The organism is Methylomicrobium album BG8 (genome assembly GCF_000214275.2).
Taxonomy (GTDB): domain Bacteria; phylum Pseudomonadota; class Gammaproteobacteria; order Methylococcales; family Methylomonadaceae; genus Methylomicrobium; species Methylomicrobium agile.
In genome coordinates, this window is record NZ_CM001475.1 from 4,013,902 (window position 1) to 4,038,619 (window position 24,718).

21 protein-coding genes are annotated in these 24,718 nt (G+C 56.3%); 12 read left to right on the forward strand and 9 right to left on the reverse strand.

What is annotated here, in order from left to right:
* Positions 1 to 208 precede the first annotated feature (208 nt).
* The 4 genes from METAL_RS17525 to METAL_RS17545 all read left to right on the forward strand — a co-directional run bounded on the left by METAL_RS17525 (position 209) and on the right by METAL_RS17545 (position 6,600).
* Positions 209 to 1,165 carry an IS5 family transposase gene (locus tag METAL_RS17525; protein WP_005369238.1) on the forward strand — a complete coding sequence of 319 codons (957 nt, stop codon included), beginning with the start codon at positions 209 to 211 and terminating at the stop codon, positions 1,163 to 1,165.
* 1,039 nt (positions 1,166 to 2,204) lie between these two features.
* Positions 2,205 to 3,800 carry an MFS transporter gene (locus METAL_RS17535; protein WP_005374512.1) on the forward strand — a complete coding sequence of 532 codons (1,596 nt, stop codon included), beginning with the start codon at positions 2,205 to 2,207 and terminating at the stop codon, positions 3,798 to 3,800.
* A gap of 26 nt (positions 3,801 to 3,826) precedes the next feature.
* Positions 3,827 to 5,374, forward strand: coding sequence for an efflux transporter outer membrane subunit (locus tag METAL_RS17540; protein ID WP_245549409.1), 1,548 nt, complete (start codon positions 3,827 to 3,829; stop codon positions 5,372 to 5,374).
* 26 nt (positions 5,375 to 5,400) lie between these two features.
* The gene (locus METAL_RS17545; RefSeq protein WP_005374514.1) at positions 5,401 to 6,600 is read left to right on the forward strand and encodes an HlyD family secretion protein; all 1,200 of its coding nucleotides are present in this window, start codon (positions 5,401 to 5,403) and stop codon (positions 6,598 to 6,600) included.
* Positions 6,601 to 7,043: 443 nt separating this feature from the next.
* Here METAL_RS17545 and METAL_RS17550 read toward each other — a convergent pair whose 3' ends face one another.
* The 5 genes from METAL_RS17550 to minC form a co-directional block, all read right to left on the reverse strand.
* The gene (locus METAL_RS17550; RefSeq protein ID WP_005374515.1) at positions 7,044 to 7,640 is read right to left on the reverse strand and encodes a metal-dependent hydrolase; all 597 of its coding nucleotides are present in this window, start codon (positions 7,638 to 7,640) and stop codon (positions 7,044 to 7,046) included.
* 480 nt (positions 7,641 to 8,120) lie between these two features.
* Positions 8,121 to 8,318 (reverse strand): winged helix-turn-helix domain-containing protein, encoded by a 198-nt coding sequence (locus tag METAL_RS17555; protein WP_005374516.1) that lies wholly within the window; start codon positions 8,316 to 8,318, stop codon positions 8,121 to 8,123.
* A gap of 30 nt (positions 8,319 to 8,348) precedes the next feature.
* Positions 8,349 to 8,615 (reverse strand): cell division topological specificity factor MinE, encoded by a 267-nt coding sequence (minE, locus tag METAL_RS17560; RefSeq protein ID WP_005374518.1) that lies wholly within the window; start codon positions 8,613 to 8,615, stop codon positions 8,349 to 8,351.
* Positions 8,615 to 9,424: a septum site-determining protein MinD gene (gene minD / locus METAL_RS17565; protein WP_005374519.1), complete on the reverse strand. Its 810-nt coding sequence runs from the start codon at positions 9,422 to 9,424 to the stop codon at positions 8,615 to 8,617. The genes minE and minD overlap by 1 nt, the downstream gene beginning before the upstream one ends.
* A 29-nt stretch (positions 9,425 to 9,453) precedes the next feature.
* The gene (minC, locus tag METAL_RS17570) at positions 9,454 to 10,191 is read right to left on the reverse strand and encodes a septum site-determining protein MinC (RefSeq protein ID WP_005374520.1); all 738 of its coding nucleotides are present in this window, start codon (positions 10,189 to 10,191) and stop codon (positions 9,454 to 9,456) included.
* On the opposite strand from minC, the gene METAL_RS21220 reads away from it, so the two are divergent.
* Entirely contained in the window at positions 10,100 to 10,462 is a 363-nt protein-coding gene (locus tag METAL_RS21220; RefSeq protein WP_169740929.1) for a hypothetical protein, read from the forward strand. The two genes, minC and METAL_RS21220, sit on opposite strands and share 92 nt — an antisense overlap.
* Positions 10,463 to 10,784: 322 nt before the next feature.
* Here the strand turns inward: METAL_RS21220 and METAL_RS17575 are convergent, their stop codons facing one another.
* Positions 10,785 to 11,360 carry a DUF2780 domain-containing protein gene (locus METAL_RS17575; RefSeq protein ID WP_005374521.1) on the reverse strand — a complete coding sequence of 192 codons (576 nt, stop codon included), beginning with the start codon at positions 11,358 to 11,360 and terminating at the stop codon, positions 10,785 to 10,787.
* Between the two features lie 245 nt (positions 11,361 to 11,605).
* Here METAL_RS17575 and METAL_RS17580 point away from each other — a divergent pair, with 245 nt between their 5' ends.
* On the forward strand, positions 11,606 to 12,109 hold the full coding sequence (locus tag METAL_RS17580) for a hypothetical protein (protein ID WP_005374522.1): 504 nt from the start codon (positions 11,606 to 11,608) through the stop codon (positions 12,107 to 12,109).
* A 375-nt stretch (positions 12,110 to 12,484) separates the two neighbouring features.
* On the opposite strand, the gene METAL_RS17585 is transcribed toward METAL_RS17580, so the two are convergent.
* On the reverse strand, positions 12,485 to 12,871 hold the full coding sequence (locus METAL_RS17585) for a hypothetical protein (RefSeq protein ID WP_031430023.1): 387 nt from the start codon (positions 12,869 to 12,871) through the stop codon (positions 12,485 to 12,487).
* Positions 12,872 to 13,194: 323 nt separating this feature from the next.
* On the opposite strand from METAL_RS17585, the gene METAL_RS17590 reads away from it, so the two are divergent.
* Together METAL_RS17590 and METAL_RS17595 are read left to right on the forward strand one after the other, a co-directional pair.
* On the forward strand, positions 13,195 to 14,787 hold the full coding sequence (locus METAL_RS17590; RefSeq protein ID WP_005374529.1) for an ABC-F family ATPase: 1,593 nt from the start codon (positions 13,195 to 13,197) through the stop codon (positions 14,785 to 14,787).
* A gap of 64 nt (positions 14,788 to 14,851) precedes the next feature.
* On the forward strand, positions 14,852 to 15,295 hold the full coding sequence (locus METAL_RS17595) for a CopD family protein (protein WP_005374530.1): 444 nt from the start codon (positions 14,852 to 14,854) through the stop codon (positions 15,293 to 15,295).
* Positions 15,296 to 15,409: 114 nt separating this feature from the next.
* Here METAL_RS17595 and METAL_RS17600 read toward each other — a convergent pair whose 3' ends face one another.
* The gene (locus tag METAL_RS17600; RefSeq protein ID WP_005374531.1) at positions 15,410 to 16,825 is read right to left on the reverse strand and encodes an FAD/NAD(P)-binding protein; all 1,416 of its coding nucleotides are present in this window, start codon (positions 16,823 to 16,825) and stop codon (positions 15,410 to 15,412) included.
* 499 nt (positions 16,826 to 17,324) lie between these two features.
* On the opposite strand from METAL_RS17600, the gene METAL_RS17605 reads away from it, so the two are divergent.
* The 3 genes from METAL_RS17605 (at position 17,325) to METAL_RS17615 (ending at position 22,728) form a co-directional block, all read left to right on the forward strand.
* Positions 17,325 to 17,756 (forward strand): hypothetical protein, encoded by a 432-nt coding sequence (locus tag METAL_RS17605; protein ID WP_005374532.1) that lies wholly within the window; start codon positions 17,325 to 17,327, stop codon positions 17,754 to 17,756.
* A 340-nt stretch (positions 17,757 to 18,096) separates the two neighbouring features.
* The gene (locus tag METAL_RS17610) at positions 18,097 to 21,261 is read left to right on the forward strand and encodes an efflux RND transporter permease subunit (protein ID WP_005374533.1); all 3,165 of its coding nucleotides are present in this window, start codon (positions 18,097 to 18,099) and stop codon (positions 21,259 to 21,261) included.
* A 138-nt stretch (positions 21,262 to 21,399) separates the two neighbouring features.
* Positions 21,400 to 22,728 carry an efflux RND transporter periplasmic adaptor subunit gene (locus METAL_RS17615; protein WP_005374534.1) on the forward strand — a complete coding sequence of 443 codons (1,329 nt, stop codon included), beginning with the start codon at positions 21,400 to 21,402 and terminating at the stop codon, positions 22,726 to 22,728.
* Between the two features lie 93 nt (positions 22,729 to 22,821).
* On the opposite strand, the gene METAL_RS17620 is transcribed toward METAL_RS17615, so the two are convergent.
* Positions 22,822 to 23,070 carry a hypothetical protein gene (locus METAL_RS17620; protein ID WP_031430032.1) on the reverse strand — a complete coding sequence of 83 codons (249 nt, stop codon included), beginning with the start codon at positions 23,068 to 23,070 and terminating at the stop codon, positions 22,822 to 22,824.
* A gap of 116 nt (positions 23,071 to 23,186) precedes the next feature.
* Here METAL_RS17620 and METAL_RS17625 point away from each other — a divergent pair, with 116 nt between their 5' ends.
* Positions 23,187 to 24,458 carry an MBL fold metallo-hydrolase gene (locus METAL_RS17625; RefSeq protein WP_005374536.1) on the forward strand — a complete coding sequence of 424 codons (1,272 nt, stop codon included), beginning with the start codon at positions 23,187 to 23,189 and terminating at the stop codon, positions 24,456 to 24,458.
* The last annotated feature ends 260 nt before the right edge of the window (positions 24,459 to 24,718 follow it).

Genomic DNA, 24,718 nt, shown 5'->3' on the forward strand with positions numbered 1-24,718 from the left:
TGTAAATAAATTTCGCTTGTCAAATATAATACTTAGATTACCATTATCCATCATGTACTTGAATAATTCTTTGTTCGTTGCGGATCGTTTCGCAATAGCTGGATCATATTAATCGGAGATTCATTTTAAACAGCTTAAGGAAACTCTGAATAAGTCCTACGCCTGGGATAAAATATCCGCAGCTTGCCATTTTCGATAGGTGCCCGCCATGAAGCAACTCGGACTCAGTGCCCCACTGTTTGTGAAGAAACCGAAACAGACTCGGCGGCAGCAATTTCTCCAAGAGATGGAGCAGGTAGTGCCTTGGAGTTTGTGGACGAGCCGGATAGCGCCGCACTACCCGACAGCGGGCCGAGGCCGCCGCCCCTTTCCCTTGGCGACGATGTTGCGCATTCACCTGATGCAGCAGTGGTTCGGCTATTCCGATCCGGCGATGGAGGAAGTATTGCACGACATGCCGCTGCTGCGCGAGTTTGCCGGGCTCGATGCGGGCGAGGACGCCCTGCCGGATGAAACCACGATCCTCAAGTTCCGGCATCTGCTGGAACGCCATCAGTTGGCACAAACCCTATTTGATGAAACGGCGGCGCTGTTGGCCGAAAAAGGCCTGTTGCTACGGCAAGGCACGATCGTCGATGCGACATTAATCGCTGCCCCGCCGTCCACCAAGAACCGGGCGCGCAAACGGGATGCCGAGATGAGTTCGACCAAGAAAGGGAACAATTACCACTTTGGGATGAAGGCGCACATTGGGGTCGATGCCGAGTCGGGGTTAGTGCATACTGTGGAGATGACCACCGCCAAGGTGGCGGATGGGGTCATGACGGAGGCGTTGCTGCACGGCGAGGAACGGGTCGTGCTGGGCGATCGGGCCTATACCCGCAAGGACCGGAATCTGGCGGCGGATCGCCTGGAAGGTGAGCCGGTTTGGGCCTTTCCGTTCAAGCGGGGGAAGGGTGAGGAGTTGCCGGTAGAGCAAGCCCTTCACAACCACATGCTGGCGCCGTTACGCGCCATGGTCGAACATCCGTTCCGGATCGTCAAGCGCCAGTTCGGCTATACCAAAGTGCGTTACCGGGGGCTGTTCAAGAATGCCCAACAACTCTACTTGCTGTTTGCCCTGGGCAATCTTTATCACGTTCGGCAGGCGCTGCAGCCGACCTAGGGAGACCTTTGTCCTTCGCCCTGGAAAACCGAGAACACTGAGTGAAATCACCCCGATAGCGGGCGCTGCCGGGAAGGATTTGCCCATTTTCGGCGAGGTGCCACGGATGTCGCACGGTGTCGCTTATAAAAACCACTTATTCAGAGCTTCCTTAAATAAAGAAGCCCCTAAATCATGGTTACAGAGTAAATATGCAATGAATTGGAAACTTTTTAATGAGAAAAAACTCATAACAAAATTTAAAATCTTTGTTATGGCACTTCTAATTATTATTTATTCCTATTTTGATATTCGATTGCTTCGTAAATCCCCTAGCAATTCCAAAACGAAGCGTTAATAAATAAAAAATGCTACCAGATAACCGTTTCGAGACAGCTGGATTACGGTAATCGTGATGGTTTTTAAAAGAATGGCTTGGGTTAAAGATTTTACTGGAGAAAAAACTCAGAAATTGCTGAATCATGGCTAGCGAGGCAAGCTCCAATGAATCGGAATGTCTTCAATGAAAATAAATTTTCAACAACACATAAAGCTATTGCGTGGATAATCCTGGTAATTATAGTTTATGGCCAAATAGATACGATTATACATTTGTCGCTTGAGCTTCTTCATATTTTATTTGAAATACTGGAGTCGACTCTGGATCACTTAGTAGAACATATTTTTCATACCGATGCCCGTACTACACAGATAATCAGTTTTTACCTCATACTGATTATTGCGGGACTTGCCTCCTATATACTGATTACCTTGATACCGACAGGGTATTACTTTATTAAATATAGGATTTGCAATAGTTATCATCGCAGGTGCGAGAAGATTTCTGGCTTGTGGCAGGCGACAAGCACGGTCAACAAAGTCATAGGGTGGGCGGTTTTAGCTGTATTTTCCGGCATGTTGGTATTAGGGGTATTAAGTTAAGCATAGATAAAATCAGAGAATCAACGAATAAAAATATATCTGAAAAACGGCGAACTACCCATAGAAGGTATTGCAAAAAATACATCGCCTAGTGTGTTCACCCACTGATTCGATATTCATGGCTATAATTTTTGATGAGCGATTACACGGCTGGCGCTTCGTTCTGTTTAATGCCATGCTGGCTTTTGGGCACATGGCGGTATTGTTCAATGCGGGTTCTTATATTGCGTTGATGCCTCATGTCGCCGGTGATCTGGGTGGAGTAAAACCCAGTTTCGGAACTTGGGCCCAAACCGATTTCATGATTGCCATCGCACTGGGTTTCCCGTTAAGCCGCTGGCTTTCAGGAAAATACGGTACTTGCTCTGTGTGGGTCACGGCGTTCGTCGTCTACGCGTTGGCGTCTTCTCTGTGCGCGATCAGCGAAACCCTGTGGCTATTCCTTCCTGCGCGCATTTTGCTTGGTTTGGTGGGGGGACTCACGCTCCCGGTTGGCCAGTCCCTGCTGCTCGAAGAATATCCGGATCACCTGAAGCTGCTGGGCCTGGGGGTATGGGGGCTAGTCAGCATGATGCCATTCACGATCAGTTTTTCAGTCGGCGGCATTATTGCCGACGAGTTTGGCTGGCGTTCCTTATTTTATTTAAATATTCCCGTCGCCCTCATTGTTGCCGCAATCACCGGCGCATTGCTTGCCGGCAGAGAATTCGAACGCAGTTACATCCGTTTCGATGCTATCGGTTTTGTGCTTTTAGCCATCGTTTTGGGCGGCATTCAGACCATTTTGAATCAGGGAAACGATTTTGACTGGCTGGACTCCACTTTTTTGAGCGTACTACTGACCTTGGTCATCGCCGCTTTAATTCTTTTTGTTGTCTGGGAACTTGGCGAGCGCCATCCGGTGCTGGAAATACGTCTTTTCGGCCATTGCAATTTCACTATCGGCGTGCTCGCTTCGACCGTCGGATTTCTGTTGATTCAGGGAATCCTTTCGCTGTTTATTGTTCAACTGCAAGTCTTGCTGGGCTATTCCTCATTTTTAGCCAGCATGGTTTTTCTGCCTATGCTCCTGCTGGCCGTGCCTGTCGCCATTGCGATGCATGTGGTAACCCTGGAATGGGATGCACGCTTGCTGGTCTGTCTCAATTTTCTGAGCTTTGCAGGCGTTTGGTACTGGCTCGGATTATTCGACGATCCGGGTTCGTTCGATCAAATTTTTTGGCCGATGCTGCTGCTCGGATTTTGTCTGGGTTCGTTTTTTGTGCCGTTGACCCGTTTAACCGTACACGGCTTGTCGGGTCGACAAGAACGGCGGGCCGCCGAAGAAACCGGCCTGCTGCGTATCGCGGCGGGGGCATTCGGCATTACTTTGCAAGGCGTTTTATTTTTTCGCAGAACACCGTTCCATCAACTGCATCTGGCGGATAATTTTGGCGGAAGACGCTTCGCCTCGCTAAACCTGCTGCAAGAATTTTCGCTTCGGTTGAAAACCGCCGGCGTCGCGCCGGAGGCCATCAATAATGAATTCGTGCTGTTCATCAGGAAGCAAGCGGCCATCCTGGCCATGAACGATACTTTTTTACTGGCCAGTTATTTATTTGCCGGGCTTGCCGGGCTGATCTGGCTCGCGTCCCCCGTGTACCCTTCTCCACATCCTGGCAGACGCCAAGAGATAGAAGATATTCAAGCGGAACAATTGATGGAGGAACCATGATAAGTCCATTGAAACCGCGGCGATGGATGTTGATCTTACTGCTTGTCGTCTCGGGCTGCGCCTGGATACCTGAAGGAGAAAAGCCTGCGCAGTTTATCGAGATGCCGTCCACGGAACACATCTCATCGCAGGTCCGCGTCGATGAGACAGGGGCTCCGTCGAAGCAATGGCCGAAACCGGAGTGGTGGCGCGAATTCGGCAGCGATGAACTCAATAGCCTTATGGCAAAGGCTTTACAGGGCAATCCTGACCTGAAGGCAGCGGCCGCCAGACTGCGTCAGGCGCAAGCCCTGATTCGCGTGGAAGGCGCCCGCCTGCTGCCGTTTCTGGACGCGGATGCGGAGCTTGCGAATGAACGGATCTCGGAGCATGGCGTGTATGCGGCGCTCAATCGCGAAGAGGCGGCCGGCGCCAATATTGTCTTCGGAAAAATGAATCCCTTGAGTTTACGCTACGAGTTCGATTTCTGGGGGAAATACCGCGCGGCGCTTGAAGCGGCAATCGGCGAAGCGGCTTCCGAAGACGCGGAACTGGCCGAAACCCGGCTGCTGTTGACGACTGCGATCGCGCGCTCCTATATCCGCGGCCTAGCGTTGCGCCGACAGCTCGATCTATCCCGAAAAATAGTCGAGTTGCGGAAAGAAATGCTGCATCTGGCCGAGACGCGGCTCGAATTAGGCATCGATTCCGAAGACCCTGCGGAACAGGCCGGCATCGAATTGGAGGCGGCCAACAAGCGCGAAGCCGGTATTCGGGATCAATTGGATATTCAGAAAAATCTGCTGGTCCGCTTGACAGGAGACGGACCGGTTTCACTGGCTAACCTGTTCACCGCCGGGATTCATGATTCAAAAGCACTGCAATTGCCTGCGAAGCTGCCTCTGGAACTGCTGGCCCATCGTCCCGATCTTGCGGCGGCCTTGCGCCGCGCCGAGGCCGCTTCGGAACGCATAAAAATGGCCAAAGCCAGCTTTCTGCCGACGATCGATCTCACGGCATTCGCCGGCATAAACGCTTTGGCAATGACCAAAGGCGCAAGCAGTTTAGCCAACCTATTATTTTCAGGCTCCAGTTTCTCTTATGGCGTAGCGCCCGGCCTGCGCCTTCCCTTGTTCGAAGGCGGGCGGCTGCGAGGAGAATTATCGGCCCAACGCGCCGAATACGACGGCGCAGTGGAACTTTATAACGACACCTTGCTGCATGCCGTGCAGGAAGTCGGCGATAGCCTCAGCAGTTGGGAGGAAACCCATGCCATATTGAAAGCTCAAGTTCGCTTACTGTCTTCGTCGCGCAAGAACCAAAGGCTTGCGGAAGATCGTTTCAGTATCGGCGTGGACGATCGCCAAGCCATGCTGAGCCGCGCACACGCCGCGCTCGACCAGGAATTTGCCTTGCAGACAGTGGAAGCCGATCATTGGATTGCCAGGGTGGATTTAATCGAAGCGCTAGGCGGGGGATACGCCAATGATCTTCGGATCGTGCAACAGAAAATCGCCCACTCGCAGGACCATCCCGAAGGTTTCGGCTTGTTCGGATGGTTGCTTGCCATGCCGGCCATATTCAACAAAAACTGAAGCGAGTTTTGTCAGTGACAAGTTCTATGAAAACGCGTCATCAAAGTCTTCGCGCCCGCCGTAAGCGGCGCCTGCAATGGATTGTTTCAATAGGGGTCTTGGCGGCTTTGATTTATACCGGTTATTGGTTGTATCGCCGTGACTGGATCGTCAGCCACAATGCCTTTGTCACCGGCAACCTGATTCCGGTCGAGGCGGACGCGACTGGCATTGTGACTCATGTATGGGTGGAGGAAAGCCAATTTGTCAAAAAGGGCGATCTTTTGGTCCGCCTTGACGAACACCGCGCTCAAACAGCCTTAAAGCAGACCGAAGGCGAACTCGGGCAAACGGTACGGGAAATCGGCGCGCTTTTCGCCACGCATCAGCAAATGTGTCAAAAACTCATTGGGCGTTCTTCAAAACTGGCCCGGGTGCGCCATGATGTCGTTCGGTTTCGGCAAGGCGTACCCAGCGGTTCGGTGTCGCAGCAGGTTTTGCAAAACGCCGAAGATCAAATGGCGGCGCTGGATGCCGAGATGCTGGAGGCAAGGTCCGAACTCGAGGCGATTCGAGCCAGAATCGGCGGCACCAGCCGAGCGAATCATCCTGACATCGAAGCGTCCAAGCATCGATTTATCAAGGCTTACATCGAATATACCCGCCAGCGTATTTATGCGCCGGTTTCAGGCTATGTCGCAAAACGGAAGGTTCAGGTCGGCGACCGGGTGCAACCGGGAGATTCTCTGATGACGTTGGTTCCATTGAATCATCTGTGGGTCGAAGCGAACTTACGGGAAACCGAGCTGCAACGCGTACGACCAGGCCAGTTGGCGGAGGTTGCCGTGGATCTTTACGGAGGAAACTACACGTTTCAAGGGACTGTTGAAGGGTTGGTGCCGGGGACCGGCAGCGTTTTCGCCTTGTTGCCTCCCGATAACGCAACCGGAAACTTCATCCATATCGTCGAGCGGGTACCCGTTCGCATCGCCTTGCGGGAAGACGAATTATTGGCGCACCCCATTCGTCCGGGGCTTTCCACCGTTACCTCCATTCATGTGGACAACACGGAAAAATCCCCGGAAGATTCGCTCACGCAAGCGGTCAGCCAGGAATATGAAACGGATATTTTCGCGGATGAACTCGCCGAGGCAGAAGCCAAGGCGAAAGCCATCGTCGCCAAGAACTTGATTACGCCCGACGCGACGCTGGATTCGGATTGCGGCAGGGTGGCGCTGAAAAAATGATCGGCCGACTCGGTCCCGGTCGAGACAGCATCCATTATTTTGCCCCCCGTCGCCAATGCCGTTAAGTTAAGGAAACTCTGATCCTACAACGATTTTAACCAGCATATGGCGGAGCCGGTTCCCCAGGTTTGCTTATTAAGGATTTGGTCGATCATAACGTCCTCCTCTCGTTTCCCTCGCCGAACGCTTATCGTGATACCCCCTTGCCGGCTTGGGTTACATCCCAAAGGGCACAAGCCGCGGTAGGGTACGCTGTGCGTACCGTTCCCGCTCCGATGGTACGCACAGCGTACCCTACCGCTGAAAAGAGTGACGAAGCTTGCAAAATAGGGGTTGTGTTTAAAGAATGCTCTACCCGTTGCCGCCCTACGAAGGACCTCATAACGCGCGCCGCGCGCGGGAACGATCAGGCGGAACGCCGGGAGGTTATTTTTAGCCACATCTTAAGTTTTAAACTGCCGGATGAACTGCCTGGGTATCACTTTAGTGACCGCATCGCCCGAAAAATTCTTCAATTGGCTCTGGCACAAAGCGATCAGCCTTGTCGTGTGGACGCCATTGAACAACAGGCCATCGGCCACCCCGGCGCACAGGCTCCAGGATAACAGGATCACCACGAATTCAAGGTTGCCGCTGCGCCACATGGACAGCGAATGGCGCCGAAAAATCCACGGTACGCCCATCGGATTGGGCCAATCGGTAAGCAGATGCATGAGTCCGCCTGCCGCAAATCCGAAGGCGACGGGCGCCCACCCTGCCGAATTGAGGCTGACATACGAGTACCACAGCAGCGTTACCCAGGGAATGCCCCAATGGGTCAAGGTGCGATGCGTAATCCATAAACGGCGTTTCCCACGATGTTTCTTTCGCCACCACGCGATTTCCAGCCAGTCCGGAGCCGTTCCTCCCCACGCGCCTGCCACCAATGCCAGCATCGCCAGCAATTGAAATGGTCCTCCTGCGCCTCGATGTACCACAATCACAGCCGCAAGTATGCCGGCAGCGATACCGGACGCTTGATGAGCTTTTTTCGACGCCATGGATTCCTTCACTCAAAACCGGACATTTTACAAAATAACCCGTATAAGATGAAACCGGGTTACCGGTTTCCGCGGTTTGAAGGGCTAGGCGGCGCTAGATTTTTACCGGCTTGATAGACCCGGGCCGAGCCATTCGGGCTACCCGCCTGCCGGCCCCACCATTTGCCGGAATGGCATGAGTCGTAACGGCTAACTCGACCTGCAAAATAATCCCCATGCCGTTAAGTTAAGAAATCCGGGGCCGGACAATAAGTGTAGCGCACTGGTCTCTATGGGTAACCAGCGATTGCGTGGTGGATGCGCTACGCTTATCCACCCTACAGGCCGGCAACTCAAAGGCACACGGAATAGCCGGGTGCCTATTGACCGGTGCGGAAGGCATAAAAAAACGCCGGAGGATGCGATGATCCCTCGGCGTTGTCAGTTTTACGGCAGGTTCGGAATCGATCGGAGCCTGCCGGGATGAATGGGGGTGCTGCTTTATTTCAACGACAAAGTTTCCGCGCGGCCTACCATTTCGATATTCAGCTTGTCTTCTTTCAAAAGCCAGCCGATCGCGCGCTGGACGTCGTTTTTGTTTTCACCGGTTTCGACGGTGATTTTGTTGACGCTGGACGGTCCGTTCTGATTCAGATAATGCCAAATCTTGCCCGCCACGTCGCCTATGCTATCAGCCATAAAAGCCTCCTGTTGCACTGATTGAGAAAACTAAGATTTTTTAGGGGGTTGATCCGGCAGCACGATGTTCAGCTCGAGCGTTTCCTGATTGCCGTCCTGTTCGAAATTGAACGAAATCGCATCCTGGTTGACGTTTACGTGCCTGCGGATCACCTCCAGCAATTCTTTCTGCAATTGCGGAAGATAGGAAGGCTGGTTGCGCGACACTCTTTCGTGCGCCACCAGAATTTGCAGCCTTTCTTTGGCAACGGATGCAGAACTAGGCCGCGAAGTTCTAAAGTAATCCAGCAAGCTCATCATCCTCTCCCGAAGAGTTTCCCGAAGAGTCCTTTCTTCTCATCGATGAATCGGTGGGGCCGGTCTTCCCCCAGATAGCGGGCGACGATATCGGCATAAGCCTGGCCCGCGTCGCTCTTTTCGTCCAGAATCACCGGAACGCCGGAGTTCGAAGCATTCAATACCGATTTCGATTCCGGAATCACGCCGAGCAAATGCAGCGACAGGATTTCCTGCACGTCGTCGACGCTGAGCATTTCGCCCAGTTTCACCCGCTCGGGCGAATAACGGGTCAACAGCAAGTATTCCTTGATCGGCTCCTGGTTCTGCTCGGCGCGGCGCGATTTGCTGGCCAGAATGCCTAACATGCGGTCGGAGTCGCGCACCGAAGACACCTCCGGATTGGTGACCACGAAAGCGTCGTCGGCGAAATACATCGCCAGATGCGCTCCCTTTTCGATACCCGCCGGCGAATCGCAAACGATGTATTTGAAATCTTTGGACAATTCGTCCAGAATCTTGCCGATGCCTTCCTGGGTCAGAGAATCTTTATCGCGCGTTTGGGAGGCCGGCAAAATGTACAGATTGTTGCAATGCTTGTCCTTGATCAACGCCTGATTCAGCGACGCCTCGCCGCTGATCACGTTGATCAGGTCATAAACGACCCGGCGCTCGCAGCCCATCACCAAGTCCAGGTTGCGCAAGCCGACATCGAAATCGATGACGGCGGTTTTATGGCCTCGTTTCGCAAGTCCCATCGAAATGGCGGCGCTGGTGGTGGTTTTGCCAACTCCGCCTTTACCTGATGTAACGACAATGATTCTGGCCAATGGTGTTTCCTCCGAATAGAGCGTATGAGTTAAATTTCTTTGATGATCAGCGAATGATCCTGAAGATAAATCTGTACCGGCTTATGCCGGAACTCCTTGGACAGGTCTTCGCTGACTTTGTAAATGCCTGCGATCGAAATCAGTTCCGCCTGCAGATCGGAACAGAAAATCCGCGCTTTTTCGTTACCCTGTACCCCGGCCAGCGCCCGGCCGCGCAGAGAACCGTAGACGTGAATATTGCCCTCGGCCATGATCTCGGTGCCGGAACTGACCGTCGCCAGCACGATCAGGTCGCCGTGCGAATAAACGCGCTGGCCCGACCGCACCGGCTGGGTGATCAACAGCGTGGAAGCGTCCTCGTTCGGGGCCGGCTGCTCGGGTGTGGCCGCAAGCGTTTTGGTTTTCGCGTTTTCCTGGGACGATCCGCCGCCATGCAAGGCATGAACCGGAATGCCCAGTTCCAGGGCCTGCCGGTTTTGTACGGCATTGCCGCCGCGCAGGCCGATCGGCAATAAATTCAGCTCCCTGATCGCCTTGACCAGAACCGCCAACGGGACATCCAGATTGCGCTTATTCAATTCCTGCAGATCCAGCAGGATCGGAGAATGTTTGAAAAAATCCGGCGCCAGGGCGATTTTTTCTTGGAGTTGTTGTTCGATGTGCTGGAGGCTGTTGTTGAATAAGACCAAAACGGGTACTGAAAAAGTACTGCTTTTAAATTCCAGCGCCTGGGGGCTGGAAGACGTTTTTTGGGGGTCTGTCGACATCCGTCAATCTGCTGAATTCAGTTGTGGTTCTGATTTTATCATTAACTATGTAAAAAGCATACATTATCAGCGTATTATCGCCGAACAAGCCCGATTGGCGCACGGTTCGCGCCGCGGGATGCGGGCGCTGCGGCTATCGGTTTCGCGGAATGGTTTTCGGCTTAGGATTGGGTCGAGCATCACTTCCCCTCTCGTTTTCTCGCCGAGCGCTTATCGCGGTACTCCCTTTGCCAGCTTGGGTTATACACCCAAAGGGCACAAACCGCTGTAGGGTACGCTGTGCGTACCATTGGGGAGGTGAAAAGGTACGCACAGCGTACCCTACTGTGTTTAAACCCCATTGTCACCCTATGAGGTGTCTCATGACGCGCGCCGCGCGCGGGAGCGATCAAGGCGGCATGCCGGAAGATTGTCTTTAGCCACATCCAAAGCGTGAGTCAAGAAACGCCGGATAAATCGTTCCCGCCCGGCAAAACACTGCAGCCCTGCCACCCGAATCCCGACACACAGGACTGACTAACGTTAAACAATCGCCGCATCGGCCTGCACATCCAGCCGGCGGGATCACGACCCGAAAAAAGCCAAGTCTCCGCTCAATGCATGACCAACGCCGATTGCAGCAAATTTGCAGTCGTCGGGCCGCCAGTGGTTCTCACATAATCGACGACGACCGGAATAAATTGGCTGACCATGCTCTGCGGCATGTTCAGTTGCTGAAACGAAGCGGCAAGCGACGTCATCGTGTCGATCGACCCGCCCAGGTCGCCCACCGCCGGCATGGTTTGGGACAGAGGCGGGCCGACTTGCGGAGCGGCCGCCAGCATATCGGACATGCCGGGAACCGATTGGGATAAATGATCGAAAGCTTGCGGCGCCATTCGGGCTTGGGCGGCCTGAAATATGGCCCCTGCCCCGCCAAGGGCTTGCTGCCGGGAAACGCCGAGTCGATTGACCAGGACATCGGTTAAAACGGCTGGCTGGGCCGGCGTGCCGGTCGCGGCGGTTCGGCCGGCCTGCATCACCGCCCTTCCCGTCTCCATGGTTCGTCCGGCAGTCTCCAAACCTCGATCGACGGTACCGAAAACCCGTTCGCTGCCATTGCTCGCGCAACCGGCAAGCGCAATCGAAATGAATGACAGCGTTATTTTTATACGGTCTGAATTTTTCATGGCAATGCCTCCTCAAAGACCCTTTCAACCTGTTCAGACCGGCAGGGAATACCGTTAGCTCAAAAATGTTTCGAGCCGCCAAATTAGTCGGCTTTAAAAAACCCAACGGACTCTTTAAAATCTAATTTTCGGTATCCTGCATGCATTGCAGGTCAGCCGAAAAAGTCCCCGGCGTAGGCGGCAAAACTCGCGCGCACTATTGCAGGGAGTGTAAATTTTAACGATCCGAATCAAGGAGAACCGACATGGCAACAAAATCCGATTTTTCTTCTGCCGAATGGGAGGTATTGAGAGATGCGCCCCATCTTGTGATTCTTGCGGTCACCGTAGCCGGCGCCAGCGGCTTTTTCGGCAGCATCGCGGAAGCATTGGCCCCGTCCGGCATCATCAATGAGGCTTTGCAAGGCAGTAATCCATTATTGCGGGAAGTGTGCGGGCGGGAAGAAATCAAATCCTCGATCGAATCGATTAAAGAACTGGCCAGGGCCAGCGGCGATTTTGCCAACATTCAGGCTGTTTTGCGCCAGGAAGCCGTAGATAAATCGCGGACCGCGATCGGGATTTTGCGGAAGAAAGGATCGCCCGAAGATGTCTCCGTCTACAGGGATTTCCTGATCCATCTCGGCGACAAGGTCGCCAATGCGGCCAAGGAAGGCGGATTTCTCGGTTTCGGCGGCGAGCGGGTCAGCGAACACGAACGGACCCTGTTGGCCGAACTGGCCGAGGCGGTGGGCATGCTGCAGGCCTGATGCCTACTCTATTATTGAATAGGAGGCCCGTTAATGCAGCGTTTCAGGGCAGACCCGAAGCTAAAACGATGCCGAATCAAACCCGTCTTTTGCAAGCTGCGGGCTTTCTGTCGACCGCCTGTCCGGATTGGCACCGTTTCGTTTTCCTTCAACCCCTGATTGAGCTTAGGATTGGGTCGATCATCACTTCCTCCTCTCGTACTCTCTCCCAGCGCTTATCGTGATACCCCCTTTGCCGGCTTGGGTTCCCCCCCAAGGGCGCAAACCGCTGTAGGGTACGCTGTGCGTACCATTGGGGGGGGGTGAAAAGGTACGCATAGCGTACCCTACAACTGAAAATAGGAACGCTCAGGCGGTATGTCGGGAAGTTATTTTTTAGTGGGTCTTGTCGTAGATGGCTTTCATTTCTTTAAAAGAAGCCAGGGATTCTCTCAGATTTTGTTCCGCCGGCTGCATGTTGCCGCTCTTCAAGTCGGCCTGGGCCTTGACCATGGTGTTAACCGCTCTTTGGCGTTGACGTTCGGTCACCTCGAAGCGAAACTCTTTTTGCTGTTGGCGGGCCGTACCGATCACTTTGCTGACCGCGGCGTTGTCTTCACCTTTTTCCAGCATGCCGACAGCCTGCTCGAGGCTGGCAATCGTGCTTTCAACGGCAGTCTTTACCGCCTCTTCGCCGACCGGCTTGGAGAATGCAGAAGTTGAAGCGGTAAAAAGGGTTGCCGCCATCGTTAAGGAAACCAGTGCATTTTTAAAAGAATTCATGACGATCATTAAACCTAATAAATTGATAATGTTGTTGTTTTTATATAGTCATCAACATGAGGCTTCATACAAAAAATCGCACAAATTCAAATTAACTGACTAAATAAGTCAGTTATTCTAGCACATAAATTTTGAACTTCGTTACGGTAAGCTCCCGCGTGAACAAAACGCATTGCTTGGACGCCTTCTCTTACGCGATCAGCGCGACGCCTGTTTTATCCCGATGCCTGCAAAGCCATTACGGTAAAATGGCGGAGCGTAAGCCCGAAACCGCTTGCGCCCTTGTCCCCTAAATCTTTTACTTATCCTTTCGGAACAACACCTTGTTAACCACCGCAAACATCACCATGCAGTTCGGGGCCAAGCCCCTGTTTGAAAACGTCTCCGTCAAATTCGGCGACGGCAACCGCTACGGCCTGATCGGCGCCAACGGCTGCGGCAAATCGACTTTCATGAAAATCCTGAGCGGCGAGCTCGAACCCACGTCCGGAAACGTCAGCATCGGTCCGGACGAACGGCTCGGGATTTTGCGCCAGGACCAGTTCGCCTATGAAGAATTCAGCGTGATCGACACCGTCATCATGGGCCACAAGGAACTCTGGGAAGTCAAAAAGGAACGCGACCGCATCTATTCGCTGCCGGAAATGTCCGAAGAAGACGGCTTAAAGGTCGCCGACCTGGAAAACGAATTTGCCGAAATGGACGGCTACACCGCCGAATCGAGAGCCGGCGAACTGCTGCTGGGACTGGAAATCCCGCGCGAGCAGCATGGCGGCCCGATGAGCGCGGTCGCGCCGGGCTGGAAGCTGCGGGTATTGCTGGCGCAAGCGCTGTTCGCCGACCCCGACATCATGCTGCTCGACGAGCCGACCAACAATCTCGACATCAACACGATCCGCTGGCTCGAAAACGTGCTGAACGAGCGCAACAGCACCATGATCATCATCTCGCACGACCGGCATTTTCTGAATAGCGTCTGCACTTACATGGCGGACATGGACTACGGCGAACTGCGCGTTTATCCGGGCAATTACGACGATTACATGACCGCCTCGGCCCAGGCCCGCGAACAATTGCTGGCGAGCAACGCGAAGAAAAAAGCCCAGATCGCGGAACTGCAGACCTTCGTCAGCCGCTTTTCGGCCAATGCCTCCAAGGCCAAGCAGGCCACCTCGCGCGCCCGGCAGATCGAAAAAATCAAGCTTGATGAAGTGAAGCCGTCCAGCCGGGTCAATCCGTTCATCCGTTTCGACCAGACCAAAAAACTGCACCGACTGGCGCTGGAGGCCGAAGGTTTGAGCAAGGGTTATGGTGCGGAGCCGTTATTCAAAGACCTGAACCTGATGATTGCGGTCGGCGAGCGGGTCGCGGTAATCGGCCCGAACGGCATCGGCAAATCGACGCTGCTGCGCACGCTGGTCGGCGACCTGGAGCCGGACACCGGCCTCGTCAAATGGTCGGAAAACGCGGAAGTGGGCTATTATGCCCAGGATCATGCCGAAGATTTTGCCGAAGACCTCTCGCTGATCGAATGGATGGGCCAGTGGCGGAAGGAAGGCGATGACGATCAAACGATACGCGGCACGCTCGGCCGGATGCTGTTCTCGCAGGACGAAATCAAAAAATCGGTCAATGTCCTTTCCGGCGGCGAACAGGGGCGGATGCTGTTCGGCAAACTGATCCTGCAAAAGAACAACATTATGGTACTGGACGAGCCGACCAACCACCTCGACATGGAATCGATCGAATCGCTGAATACCGCGCTGGAAAACTACCCCGGCACGCTGATTTTCGTCAGCCACGACCGGGAGTTCGTGTCCTCGCTGGCGACCCGGATCATCGAGCTGACGGCGAACGGCATCGTCGATTTCAACGGCAATTATGAAGATTATCTGGCCAGTCAAAACCTGTCCTAATATCGCTGTTTGGGTTGCGCTTTGCGCAATCCGACTTTGATTTCTCCGATGCACCGGGTTAATTATGAACGATTACATACTCCTCCTGCACCTCCTGGCAGCCACAATCTGGACCGGCGGACATCTGGTTCTGGCCATTACGATTCTTCCCAGAGCACTGAAGGAGAAATCGCCCACGGATTTATTACGCTTCGAAGCCGGTTACGAAAAGGTGGGAGTCCCGGCGCTCGCGATTCAGGTAGTCACCGGATTACTGTTGGCCCATAATATCATGCCGGACATTGCCATGTGGTTCAGCTTCGACAACCCCCTATCGCGATTGATTTTACTAAAACTCGGTTTACTCTTGGCGACCCTCCTGTTTGCCATAGATGCAAGGCTGAGAATCATCCCGAATCTGACTGAGGAGAACCTGATGCCTCTGGCGTATCACATTATTCCCGTGACGGTGATTTCCGTTCTTTTTGTCATCGTGGGAGTGTCATTTAGAACCAGCGGGCTACTTTAATTCGGGATAAGCCATTATATCCGAGGCAGCTCTGTAGGGCGTTTTCGCGATAGCAAAACGCCAACAGGCTTCAAAGAGGCGGATTGCCTTCGGCGAATCCGCCCTACAAGCTTCCTACAGGCTTCCGGAAAGGATCAGCTTGGCCAGCCGCAGGGCATGGATACGCAGTTCGGGAACCGCGATCGCTTCCCAATAGCGGGCTTTGAGCATCGGCCCGATGTAAAACAGGTCGGGGACCGATTGCCCGTCAGTGCCGACGACCCGATACTGATCGTCCACTTCCAAGCCGATTCTCGCCGGGTCCTGCTGGATCAGGCCCTCGTCCCGCAACTGGGCAAGCAGCGGAATGTCCGAGGCGGCGAGGTTGTAATTGGGGCCCGTGCAGTTGACCATCGCGCCCACCGTCAATTCCCGGCGCGTTTCCGCATGGCGCGGCCGGACGACGACGGTAACGGCGTCTCCCTCTTTTCGATAGCTCAGGATCTTGCCCGCCACGATTTCCGCCTGCCCGGAATGCGCCATTTGGTGCAAACGCTGATGCGCGCAGGGCGCCAGACGATGGCGGTGAATATCCCAGTACGCCTGGACGTGAACCAGAAACCGTCGCCGCTCCGTCAAGGGCAAACGCCGCCAGATCTCGGGCGTATGCGGACGCAGCTCGTTGATCGCATCGCGCCAGTTGCCGCCCTCGGCTTCCCTGCGCCGCGCTTCCCGGCGCAGCGCGCGCATATAAGCGCGAACCGAGCAGGAGGCTGCCGCCTCCTCCAGATAGGCGGGAAAAGCGGCCGTAACGGGCGGCCTGGCGGTGAACCGATGTCCTTGCGGCAATAAACCGCGGCGGGAGAGAAGAAAAACTTTTCCGGAATTGCTGTTCCGGGTCAGCCTGAACAACACGTCGATCGCGGTATGCCCGCTTCCCAGCAAGAGAATGGGCTTGTCGGCGTCCACCCGGTCAAGGCCGGCGAAATCCCAGGGATTCGCAATGTAATTGCCGGGTTTGAAGCCATCCGGCGCCGGTCTCAAATTTCCGGGCAGAGCGTGTCCAAGCGCGAGCACCACTTGGTCTGCGGACAGGCTCCGGCTGTCCTCCAGTTCCACCGAAAATCCGCCTCCCTCTTCCCGAGGGCGAACGGAAAGCGCTTCTCCACTGATTTTTTGAACGGCGATGGGACTGCCTTTTTCCGCTTCGGCCAAGGTAGATTCCAGGTAGTCGCCGTAAATGCGCCGGGCGATAAACGACGAGGCGTTGAAAGCCGGATCGATATTCCGGCAATAATTGACGAAATGATCGGGATCGTCCGCCAATGCGCTCATATTGCCGGCCGGGACGTTCAATACGAAATTGTCGTCCCAGGTGCGGTAGGCAAGCCCGCGCCCGAAAGGGGCCTTGCGTTCCACCAAAACCAGGCGCACCGGGTCCCCAGTGTTTTGGCGAAGGATGTTCACGGCCGTGAGCGTGCCGCTGTAACCGGCACCTAAAATGACGATCGTGCGTTTCTGAAAGGAATTATTGTCTTTTTGCGTCGGCATTGTGGGCGGATTCTCGAAAAGTGAACGGGAAAAACACAAACAAAGGCGGAATGTGCTTTTAAGTGTATTACCGATGCCTTATTCCAAGCAAGGCTATTCGCCTGTAACGAAGCAGCTCCAACCCAAAGAGATCTGTAGGGCGTTTTCGCGATAGCAAAACGCCGGCATATGCTTCAAAGCCATTGGCGGATTGCCTTCGGCGAATCCGCCCTACAAGTACGAGCTTGCTTTTGAATTCAACCGTCGATATTGTTACCCGGCACGAAAATGCCGGGCAACAATAAAGCCATTGCCCAAACCTACGCGACCGAACCACAAAACGGCCCTGTTTTTGCATGTATCGGCGACTGCGGTCACAGTATCGACGCTGCCGGAGCCGGATCGGTTCCTGACCGCCTCCGCCGCGGAACCCGCACTCGTCATAGCCCTGTCCGGATGGGTTCGGCGCGAAACATGAACCTTTACATTCGTCCTCCAAACCAACAACGAGAAACCGTCCATGTACAACGTGATCAAAAACTTTACCCCTTCAATGCCAATCATCGCCGTTTTTATCGTGGCCCTTGCAAGCATCGGCGATGGCCTGGCGGCCCCGGCAGACGAGCCGGTCCCCAATCTTGTCGGCATTTGGGCGGGAGAAAACCACACTTACTCCGACAAAAAGGGCCATTTGAACTGGACGAAGACGATAGAAATATTCGAACAGAAAGGGCGCATATTCAAAGGGCAATTTACCTATTCGGCCGGGACAAAGCATTTCTTCGGCGTCATCTATCCCGATAACACGACGTTTACATGGGTTGCGGAGGATAGCCAGGGTTATAACCACGGCCACATTCACAGTAACGACAAGATCAGCGCCTGTTACGTGGAAGCCGGCGGCGACGCGACCGTGGGCTGTGCCGAATTGACCAGACAGCATAAACCATGATGCCAGCCTGGCGCTGTAAACAAATCTGTAGGGCGTTTTCGCGATAGCAAAACGCCAACAGACTTCAAAGCAATGGCGGATTGCCTGGCGGCGAATCCGCCCTACGGACTGACTCGAAATAAAAAGCATGCCCGCCCCCTGTTGATCTGCAAACACCCCGTGCCTCTCGCCTGCTGGTTTTTCAACAAGACCAGGCCGTAAAACACCTTCACCTTCGCCAAACAACCGCCAAACCGCGGACAAACAGGCGCAATGCGCCGGTTGGCATGTAACTTGCGCTATCCGGTTACCCGCGTTTTCAATTCAGGCTCCATCACAACGGATCGTTCAAGCCCTCTTCATGTGGATCGTTCAAATTGCTCTCCGCCGCCCCTATACCTTTATCGTGGCGGCCCTGCTGATTCTTTTGTCTACCGTTTACGTACTGCGCAAAATGCCGACCGACATCTTTCCGACGATCGACATTCCGGTCGTTGCGATGCTCTGGCAATACAACGGCATGACCGCGAAGGAAATCGCCGACCGGCTGACCGGTTCGGTCGAACGCTCGATGAGCCTGATCGATGGCATCGAGCACAGCGAATCGCTGTCTTATGCCGGCGCGGCGGTGATCAAGGTGTTTTTCCATCCGGGCACCGACATCCGGACCGCGATCGCGCAGGTGATGTCGAGCAGCAATTCGGTCTACCGCTCGCTGCCGACCAACGTCTCGCCGCCCCAGGTGATCCAGTATTCGGCCTCCGACCTGCCGCTGGTGCAGCTCGGCATTTCCAGCAGCACGGTGCCTGACACCGAGGTGAACGACCTGACCAACAACATCGTCCGGAATATGCTGCAATCCAAACCCGGCGTCGCGATGACCTACCCGTTCGGCGGCAAAAGCCGGCAGATCACTGTCGATACCGACGTGCCGGCGCTGCTGGCGCGCGGGATGACGCCGACCGACCTGTCGGATGCGCTGGCCGAGCAGAACCTGATCCTGCCGACCGGCACGATCAAGATCGGCCCGACCGAGTACGACGTGACGCTGAACGGGGCGGTCGCGGCGATACCGCGCCTCGCCGACCTGCCGGTGCGCACCGACCACGGCGCGACCACGCTGATCCGCGATGTCGCGAACGTCCGCGACGGCACGGCTCCGGTCACCACGATCGCCCGCCAGAACGGCGAACGCGGCATTCTGACCTCGGTCTTCAAGGTCGGGCGCACCTCGACCCTGGAAGTGGTCGAACACGTCAGACAGGCGATTCCGAAAATGCTCGGGCTGATGCCGGAGGGGATCAACATGCGGCTGATGTTCGACCAGTCGCTGTTCGTGAAAGCCGCGATCGGCAACGTGCTGCACGAAGCGCTGATCGCGGCCGGCCTGACCGCCGCGATGCTGCTCTTGTTTCTGGGCAATTGGCGCACCACCTGCATCATCGCGGTCTCTATCCCGCTGTCGATCATGGTGTCGCTGATCGCGCTGTACCTGATCGGCGAAACGATCAACCTGATGACGATGGGCGGCCTGGCGCTGGCGGTCGGCATTCTGGTCGACGACGCGACCGTCGAGATCGAGAACATCGAGCGGCAGATGCTGCTCGGCAAGCATCCGCGCCAGGCGATCCTGGACGGCGCGGCCGAGATCGCGATGCCGGCCTTCGTCTCGACCCTGTGCATCTGCATCGTGTTCGTGCCGATGTTTTTTCTGACCGGCGTCGCGCGCAGCCTGTTCGCGCCGATGGCCGAGGCGGTGGTGTTCGCGATGCTGGCCTCCTACGCGCTGTCGCGCACGCTGGTGCCGACCCTGGTGATGTTTGTGATGGCCGGCCATCACGGCCATACGGACGCGCCGCCCCGCCATGCCCTCGCGCATGCGTTCAGCCAGTTGCATCAGGCTTTCGAACGCGGTTTCGAGGCCTTCCGCAGCCATTATGTCGTGCTGACCGCCCATCTGCTGAACCATCGGCGGCGCTACGGTTCGACGATCCTGGGTTTCTGCCTGTTATCCTTGGGCCTGACCCCCTTATTGGGCCGCGACCTGTTCCCGGCGGTCGATGCGGGCCAGATACGGCTGCATGTCCGGGCGCCCTCCGGCACCCGGGTCGAAGAGATGCCCCAGCAGATCGACGCCGTGGAAGCCTTCATCCGCCAACGCATCCCTCCGGCAGAACTGAGCGACATGCTGGATATCGTCGGCGGCCCTTACAGCACCCGGAACACGCTGTTCGGCAACTCCGGCACGGTCGAAGCGGCCGACACCGAAATCATGATTTCGCTGACGCCGGGACGCCATGCGCCCAGCGCCGACTATATCCAATCCCTGCGCGCCGAACTGCCGCGCCGCTTCCCGAACCTGGAGTTCTTTTTCCAGCCTGCCGACCAGGTCAGCCAGACGCTGAACTTCGGCGTGCCGGCGCCGATCGACGTGCAGTTCATCGGCGGCAAACCGGACGAAGTGATGCCGCTGGTCCGGGCGTTTCAGAACCGGCTGCGGCAGATTCCAGGCATCGTCGATGCGCATATTTACCAGCGCCTGAACCGGCCGGCATTGGACCTGGAAATGAACCGCGCTCAACTGCAACAGTTCGGCCTGTCCGCGCGCGACGTGGCGCAAAACCTGCTGCTGACCTTGAGCGGCAGCATGCAGACCGCGCCGTCGTACTGGCTGAATCCGAACAACGGCAATACGGTCAATATCGGCGTGATGGGCAATCCGCTGAAACTCGACAGCCTGGACGCGCTGCTGAGCACGCCGGTCCGCGGCAACAGCGGCCCGCCGCAACTGCTGGGCAATCTGGTCAAACTGAAACGGTCGCAGCAGCCGGCCGCGGTGACCCACTACAACGCGGACAACGTTTTCAATGTTTACGCCAGCGTCGAAGGCCGCGATCTCGGCTCGGTCAGCGGCGAGATCGACCGACTGATCGGCGAAACCCGCCCCGCCTTGCCCCGCGGCGTCGAGCTGGCGGTGCGCGGCCAGATCGAAACGCTGAACGGCTCCTTTGTCGGGCTGGCGTCGGGTCTCGCGGTCGCCATCGTCTTGCTGTATCTGCTGCTGGTAGTGAATTTTCAATCCTGGCTGGACCCTTTGATCATCGTCAGCGCCCTGCCCGCGGCGCTGGCCGGAATCGCCTGGATGCTGTACCTGACCGGCACGACGCTCAGCATTCCGGCGCTGACCGGCAGCATCATGGCGATGGGCGTGGTGACCGCGAACAGCATCCTGCTGGTCTCGTTCGCGCGCAGCCGGCTGGAGGAAGGCGTGCCGCCCGCGACCGCCGCGCTGGAAGCCGCCGCGACCCGGCTCCGGCCGGTGCTGATGACCGCGTTCGCGATGATCGTCGGGATGCTGCCGATGGCGGTCGGCTGGGGCGAAGGCGCCGAACAGAACGCGCCCTTGGGCCGGGCGGTGATCGGCGGACTCACCTTCGCGACCGCTTCGACGCTGCTGTTCGTGCCGATCGTGTTCGTGGCGGTGCATCAATGGTTGCAGCACCGGCAAAACCGGATAGCCGTTTGATGGCGCGTCGAATGTAGGGTGGATTCGCCGCCAGGCAATCCGCCTCTTTGAAGGGGATTGGCGTTTTGCTATCGCGAAAACGCCCTACAGCTCTACGCCTCTACAGTTTTATCAAAATAACCCAATAGGAAGAAGCTTATGTCCAGTCAACTCTCGCCTACCTTCGCTTTTCCGCCCGCGGGCCGTCCCCGGCGAACGCTGGCCAGGGCCGGCGCGGCCGCGTCGATTCTGCTATCGCTGCTGCTCGCCGGCGGCGGCTGGCGTTATGCGGTCAACCGGAGCGAAGCGCAAACCCTGCGCGAAAATACGCTCGCCAGCCTCCGGCGCAGCGTGATCGCGGTGCATCCGAAGCCCGGCGAGACTTCACGCAAACTGGTGTTGCCGGCCAGCCTGAAAGGTTATTCCGAAACGCAGGCTTTCGCGCGCACCAACGGTTATCTGAAAGCCTGGTACAAGACCATCGGCGATAAAGTCAAGAAAGGCGACCTGCTGGCTGAAATCGACGTGCCGGAACTGGAACACGAACTGGCGCAAGGCCGGGCCGCGCTGGCGCAGGTGAAAGCCCGGCGGGAGCTGGCGCATTCGACCTGGGAGCGCTGGAACCAGTTGAGCCTGACCGACGGCGCGCCGCGCCAGGAGGTCGACGAGAAGCATGCCGCCTTTCTGCAGGCGGAAGCCGATCTGGCCGCCGCGGCCGCGAATGTGAAGCGCCTGGAAAATATCGAAAACTACCGCCGCGTCGTCGCGCCGTTCGACGGCGTGATTACGCGCCGCGCGGTCGATGTCGGCAGCCTGATCGGCACCGGCGCCCAGGAGCTGTTCGCGCTGACCCAGACCGATCCGCTGCGCCTGAGCGTCTGGGTGCCGCAAGCCTACGCGGATCAGATCAAAGCCGGCCAGACCGTGTCGGTACGTCCGCTCGACGGGCAGGAAAAACCCTTAAAAGCCCATATCGACCATGTCGCCGGCGCGCTCGATCCGCTCACCCGCTCCCGCCTGGCCGAAATCAGCCTGCCCAATCCGGACGGCAAACTGCTGCCGGGGGCTTATCTGGAAATCGCGATCGACGTTGCAGTCGACGCCAGCCCGTTGGTGGTGCCGGCGAATGCGCTGGTGATGGATAAGGAAGGCGCGCACGTCGTGATCGTCGACGGCGAAGGCAAGATCGCTGTGCAGCCGGTCAGGATAGGCCGCGATTTCGGCCGCGAAGTCGAAATTCTGGAAGGGATTGCCTTGAATGATATCCTGGTAGCCAGTCCTTCCGACTTGCTGACCCAGGGCGAGGCGGTCAGCGTGGTGGAGGCCGGGGGGCAAGCCGAAAGAGAAGCCGGTCGCCACGCTTTAAAAAAACGGAAATTCATCGCTTACTTGGCTACCCAAGACCTGCCAGGGTTTGAAAACCTGGCAGGTCGGCAAAACGCCGGCCAACGCATCGAAAATCGTTTTAATCCGCTGCTTCCGGAGTAACAAGGTTCCAGCAATCGCTGCTGCTCATCCACCAACCGTTTCTCGCGCACTCCTCGTACCGGCCGTCCTGCCCAGATGCTCCTTAGGCTTTCGTCAAAAAACAACTTCCCCCTTTGAAAAAAGGGGATCGAGGAGGATTTGTTCGATAAATCGCCTCCTGCCCTCGGCAATCGCTCCTGCATTACTCTCGATCGCGTGTTCCCGACGCAATCTACCTCCAGCCTCCCTGCAGTCGTCTTTTTCAAAGAGGGGAGTGAATAATCCACTTTTCATAACCATCCATTTCGGAAAGTTATTTTCCACCAGATCCTCAATCAATACCGGCTGGTATGCGTCTTGCACGCCAGCGAATCTCATTGCCAATTTTTTCTGCCTTTTAATCCCCTCAAAGGAGACAATATGTCCAAATCCTTCCCTGCGTTTGCCGCCCTGACCGCGGCACTGGCCGCGGCCGCGAAGTGAAAAACTATACCGCCGACATCGATTACACAACCGCCAGCGCCAGGGTGCAGATCAGTCGCCAGCAAATCATCGAACCCGGACGCAACCGACCGGCGCCGACCCTGCAAACAGTCGAACAATTCCTCAGCGGCAATACGGCCTGGAACGTGGCGCCGCCTGCCGCGAACGCACCGAATTCCGCACCGACCGTTACGGCGCAACCGGCCGCCGTCGAAGAACGCACCGCCGAAATCTTGGCCACGCCGCGAGGCTTCGTCAAAGCGGCCATTCAGCATCATGCCGAGCAGCGGGACGTCGACGGCGGCACCGAAATCGCGTTCACGATCGACGGCAAGCACCGCTACGTCGGCTTGCTGAACGACAAGCACCAATTGGAGACCGTGCAGACCTGGATAGACAACCCGGTGCTGGGCGATACGCTGGTCGAAACGCGCTACAGCGATTACCAGGACTTCGGCGGCATTCGGTTCCCCGGCCATATTGCGCGCAGCCAGGGCGGTTATCCGGTGCTGGACATCGATGTGACCGCGGTCAAAGCCAATCCGGCAGTCAATATTGCGGTTCCACCGGAAGCCGCGAAGGCGCCCGCCATGAAGGTCGCCGTCAACGAGCTCGCCAAGGGCGTCTATTATCTGACCGGCGGCACCCACCACAGCGTCGCGATCGCGCAGAAAGACCATATCGTGCTGATCGAAGCGCCGCAGAACGAAGAACGCTCGCTGGCGCTGATCGCCAAACTGAAGGAAATCATTCCGAACAAACCGGTCAAATACCTGATCAATACGCATGCCCATTTCGACCATGCCGGCGGCCTTCGCACCTTCGTAGACGCGGGCGCAACAATCGTGACGCCGGAGCCGAATCCGGTTTATTACGAAGCGATCTGGGCGGCGCCTCATACGATCCGTCCCGATCGGCTGGCCGCGTCGAAAAAACCGGCCCGTTTCGAAAGCTTCACCGGCAAGCACGTACTTTCGGACGGCAAGCGCGCCATCGAAATCCACACGCTGGCCGGCAATAGCCATAACGATGCGTTCGCCGCGGTCTATCTGCCCAAGGAAAAAATCCTGATCGAAGCCGATGCCTATACCCCGGCCGCGGCCAACGTTGCGCCGCCGGGATCGCCGAACCCTTACTCGGTCAATCTTTACGATAACATCCGCAAATTGAAGCTGAACGTCGAGAAGATCGCCGCCCTGCACGGGCCGCGCGTCGCGACGCTGGACGATTTGCGCGCCGCGATCGGCCTGCAGACCAGCGCCCGCTAAATCCGCCTCCAACGCCCCGGAAGCGCCTGGGCTTCCGGGGCCAATGCCGTCAAGATAAACCGGAATCAGACCGCTTAAAAGGAGTGATAAAGCGGGTTTTGTCAACTTGTTTGCAAAGCCCGCTTTGCAACGCCGAGGCTAAACTTGACGGCATTGCCTTCGGGGGCGATAGACCGTTTTTTACATTGCACTCAAACGATTTTCATTCTCCGCACGAAACTGTTGATCAGCCAACACCCCACAAGCAAAAACTGCTGCGG

Excerpts from the sequence above, each read along its gene's own strand:
- METAL_RS17525 (WP_005369238.1), top strand. The coding sequence starts at position 209 with ATGAAGCAACTCGGACTCAGTGCCCCACTGTTTGTGAAGAAACCGAAA.
- METAL_RS17535 (WP_005374512.1), top strand. The coding sequence starts at position 2,205 with ATGGCTATAATTTTTGATGAGCGATTACACGGCTGGCGCTTCGTTCTG.
- METAL_RS17540 (WP_245549409.1), top strand. The coding sequence starts at position 3,827 with ATGTTGATCTTACTGCTTGTCGTCTCGGGCTGCGCCTGGATACCTGAA.
- METAL_RS17545 (WP_005374514.1), top strand. The coding sequence starts at position 5,401 with ATGAAAACGCGTCATCAAAGTCTTCGCGCCCGCCGTAAGCGGCGCCTG.
- METAL_RS17550 (WP_005374515.1), bottom strand. The coding sequence starts at position 7,640 with ATGGCGTCGAAAAAAGCTCATCAAGCGTCCGGTATCGCTGCCGGCATA.
- METAL_RS17555 (WP_005374516.1), bottom strand. The coding sequence starts at position 8,318 with ATGGCTGATAGCATAGGCGACGTGGCGGGCAAGATTTGGCATTATCTG.
- minE (WP_005374518.1), bottom strand. The coding sequence starts at position 8,615 with ATGAGCTTGCTGGATTACTTTAGAACTTCGCGGCCTAGTTCTGCATCC.
- minC (WP_005374520.1), bottom strand. The coding sequence starts at position 10,191 with ATGTCGACAGACCCCCAAAAAACGTCTTCCAGCCCCCAGGCGCTGGAA.
- METAL_RS17575 (WP_005374521.1), bottom strand. The coding sequence starts at position 11,360 with ATGAAAAATTCAGACCGTATAAAAATAACGCTGTCATTCATTTCGATT.
- METAL_RS17580 (WP_005374522.1), top strand. The coding sequence starts at position 11,606 with ATGGCAACAAAATCCGATTTTTCTTCTGCCGAATGGGAGGTATTGAGA.
- METAL_RS17585 (WP_031430023.1), bottom strand. The coding sequence starts at position 12,871 with ATGAATTCTTTTAAAAATGCACTGGTTTCCTTAACGATGGCGGCAACC.
- METAL_RS17595 (WP_005374530.1), top strand. The coding sequence starts at position 14,852 with ATGAACGATTACATACTCCTCCTGCACCTCCTGGCAGCCACAATCTGG.
- METAL_RS17600 (WP_005374531.1), bottom strand. The coding sequence starts at position 16,825 with ATGCCGACGCAAAAAGACAATAATTCCTTTCAGAAACGCACGATCGTC.
- METAL_RS17605 (WP_005374532.1), top strand. The coding sequence starts at position 17,325 with ATGTACAACGTGATCAAAAACTTTACCCCTTCAATGCCAATCATCGCC.
- METAL_RS17610 (WP_005374533.1), top strand. The coding sequence starts at position 18,097 with ATGTGGATCGTTCAAATTGCTCTCCGCCGCCCCTATACCTTTATCGTG.
- METAL_RS17615 (WP_005374534.1), top strand. The coding sequence starts at position 21,400 with ATGTCCAGTCAACTCTCGCCTACCTTCGCTTTTCCGCCCGCGGGCCGT.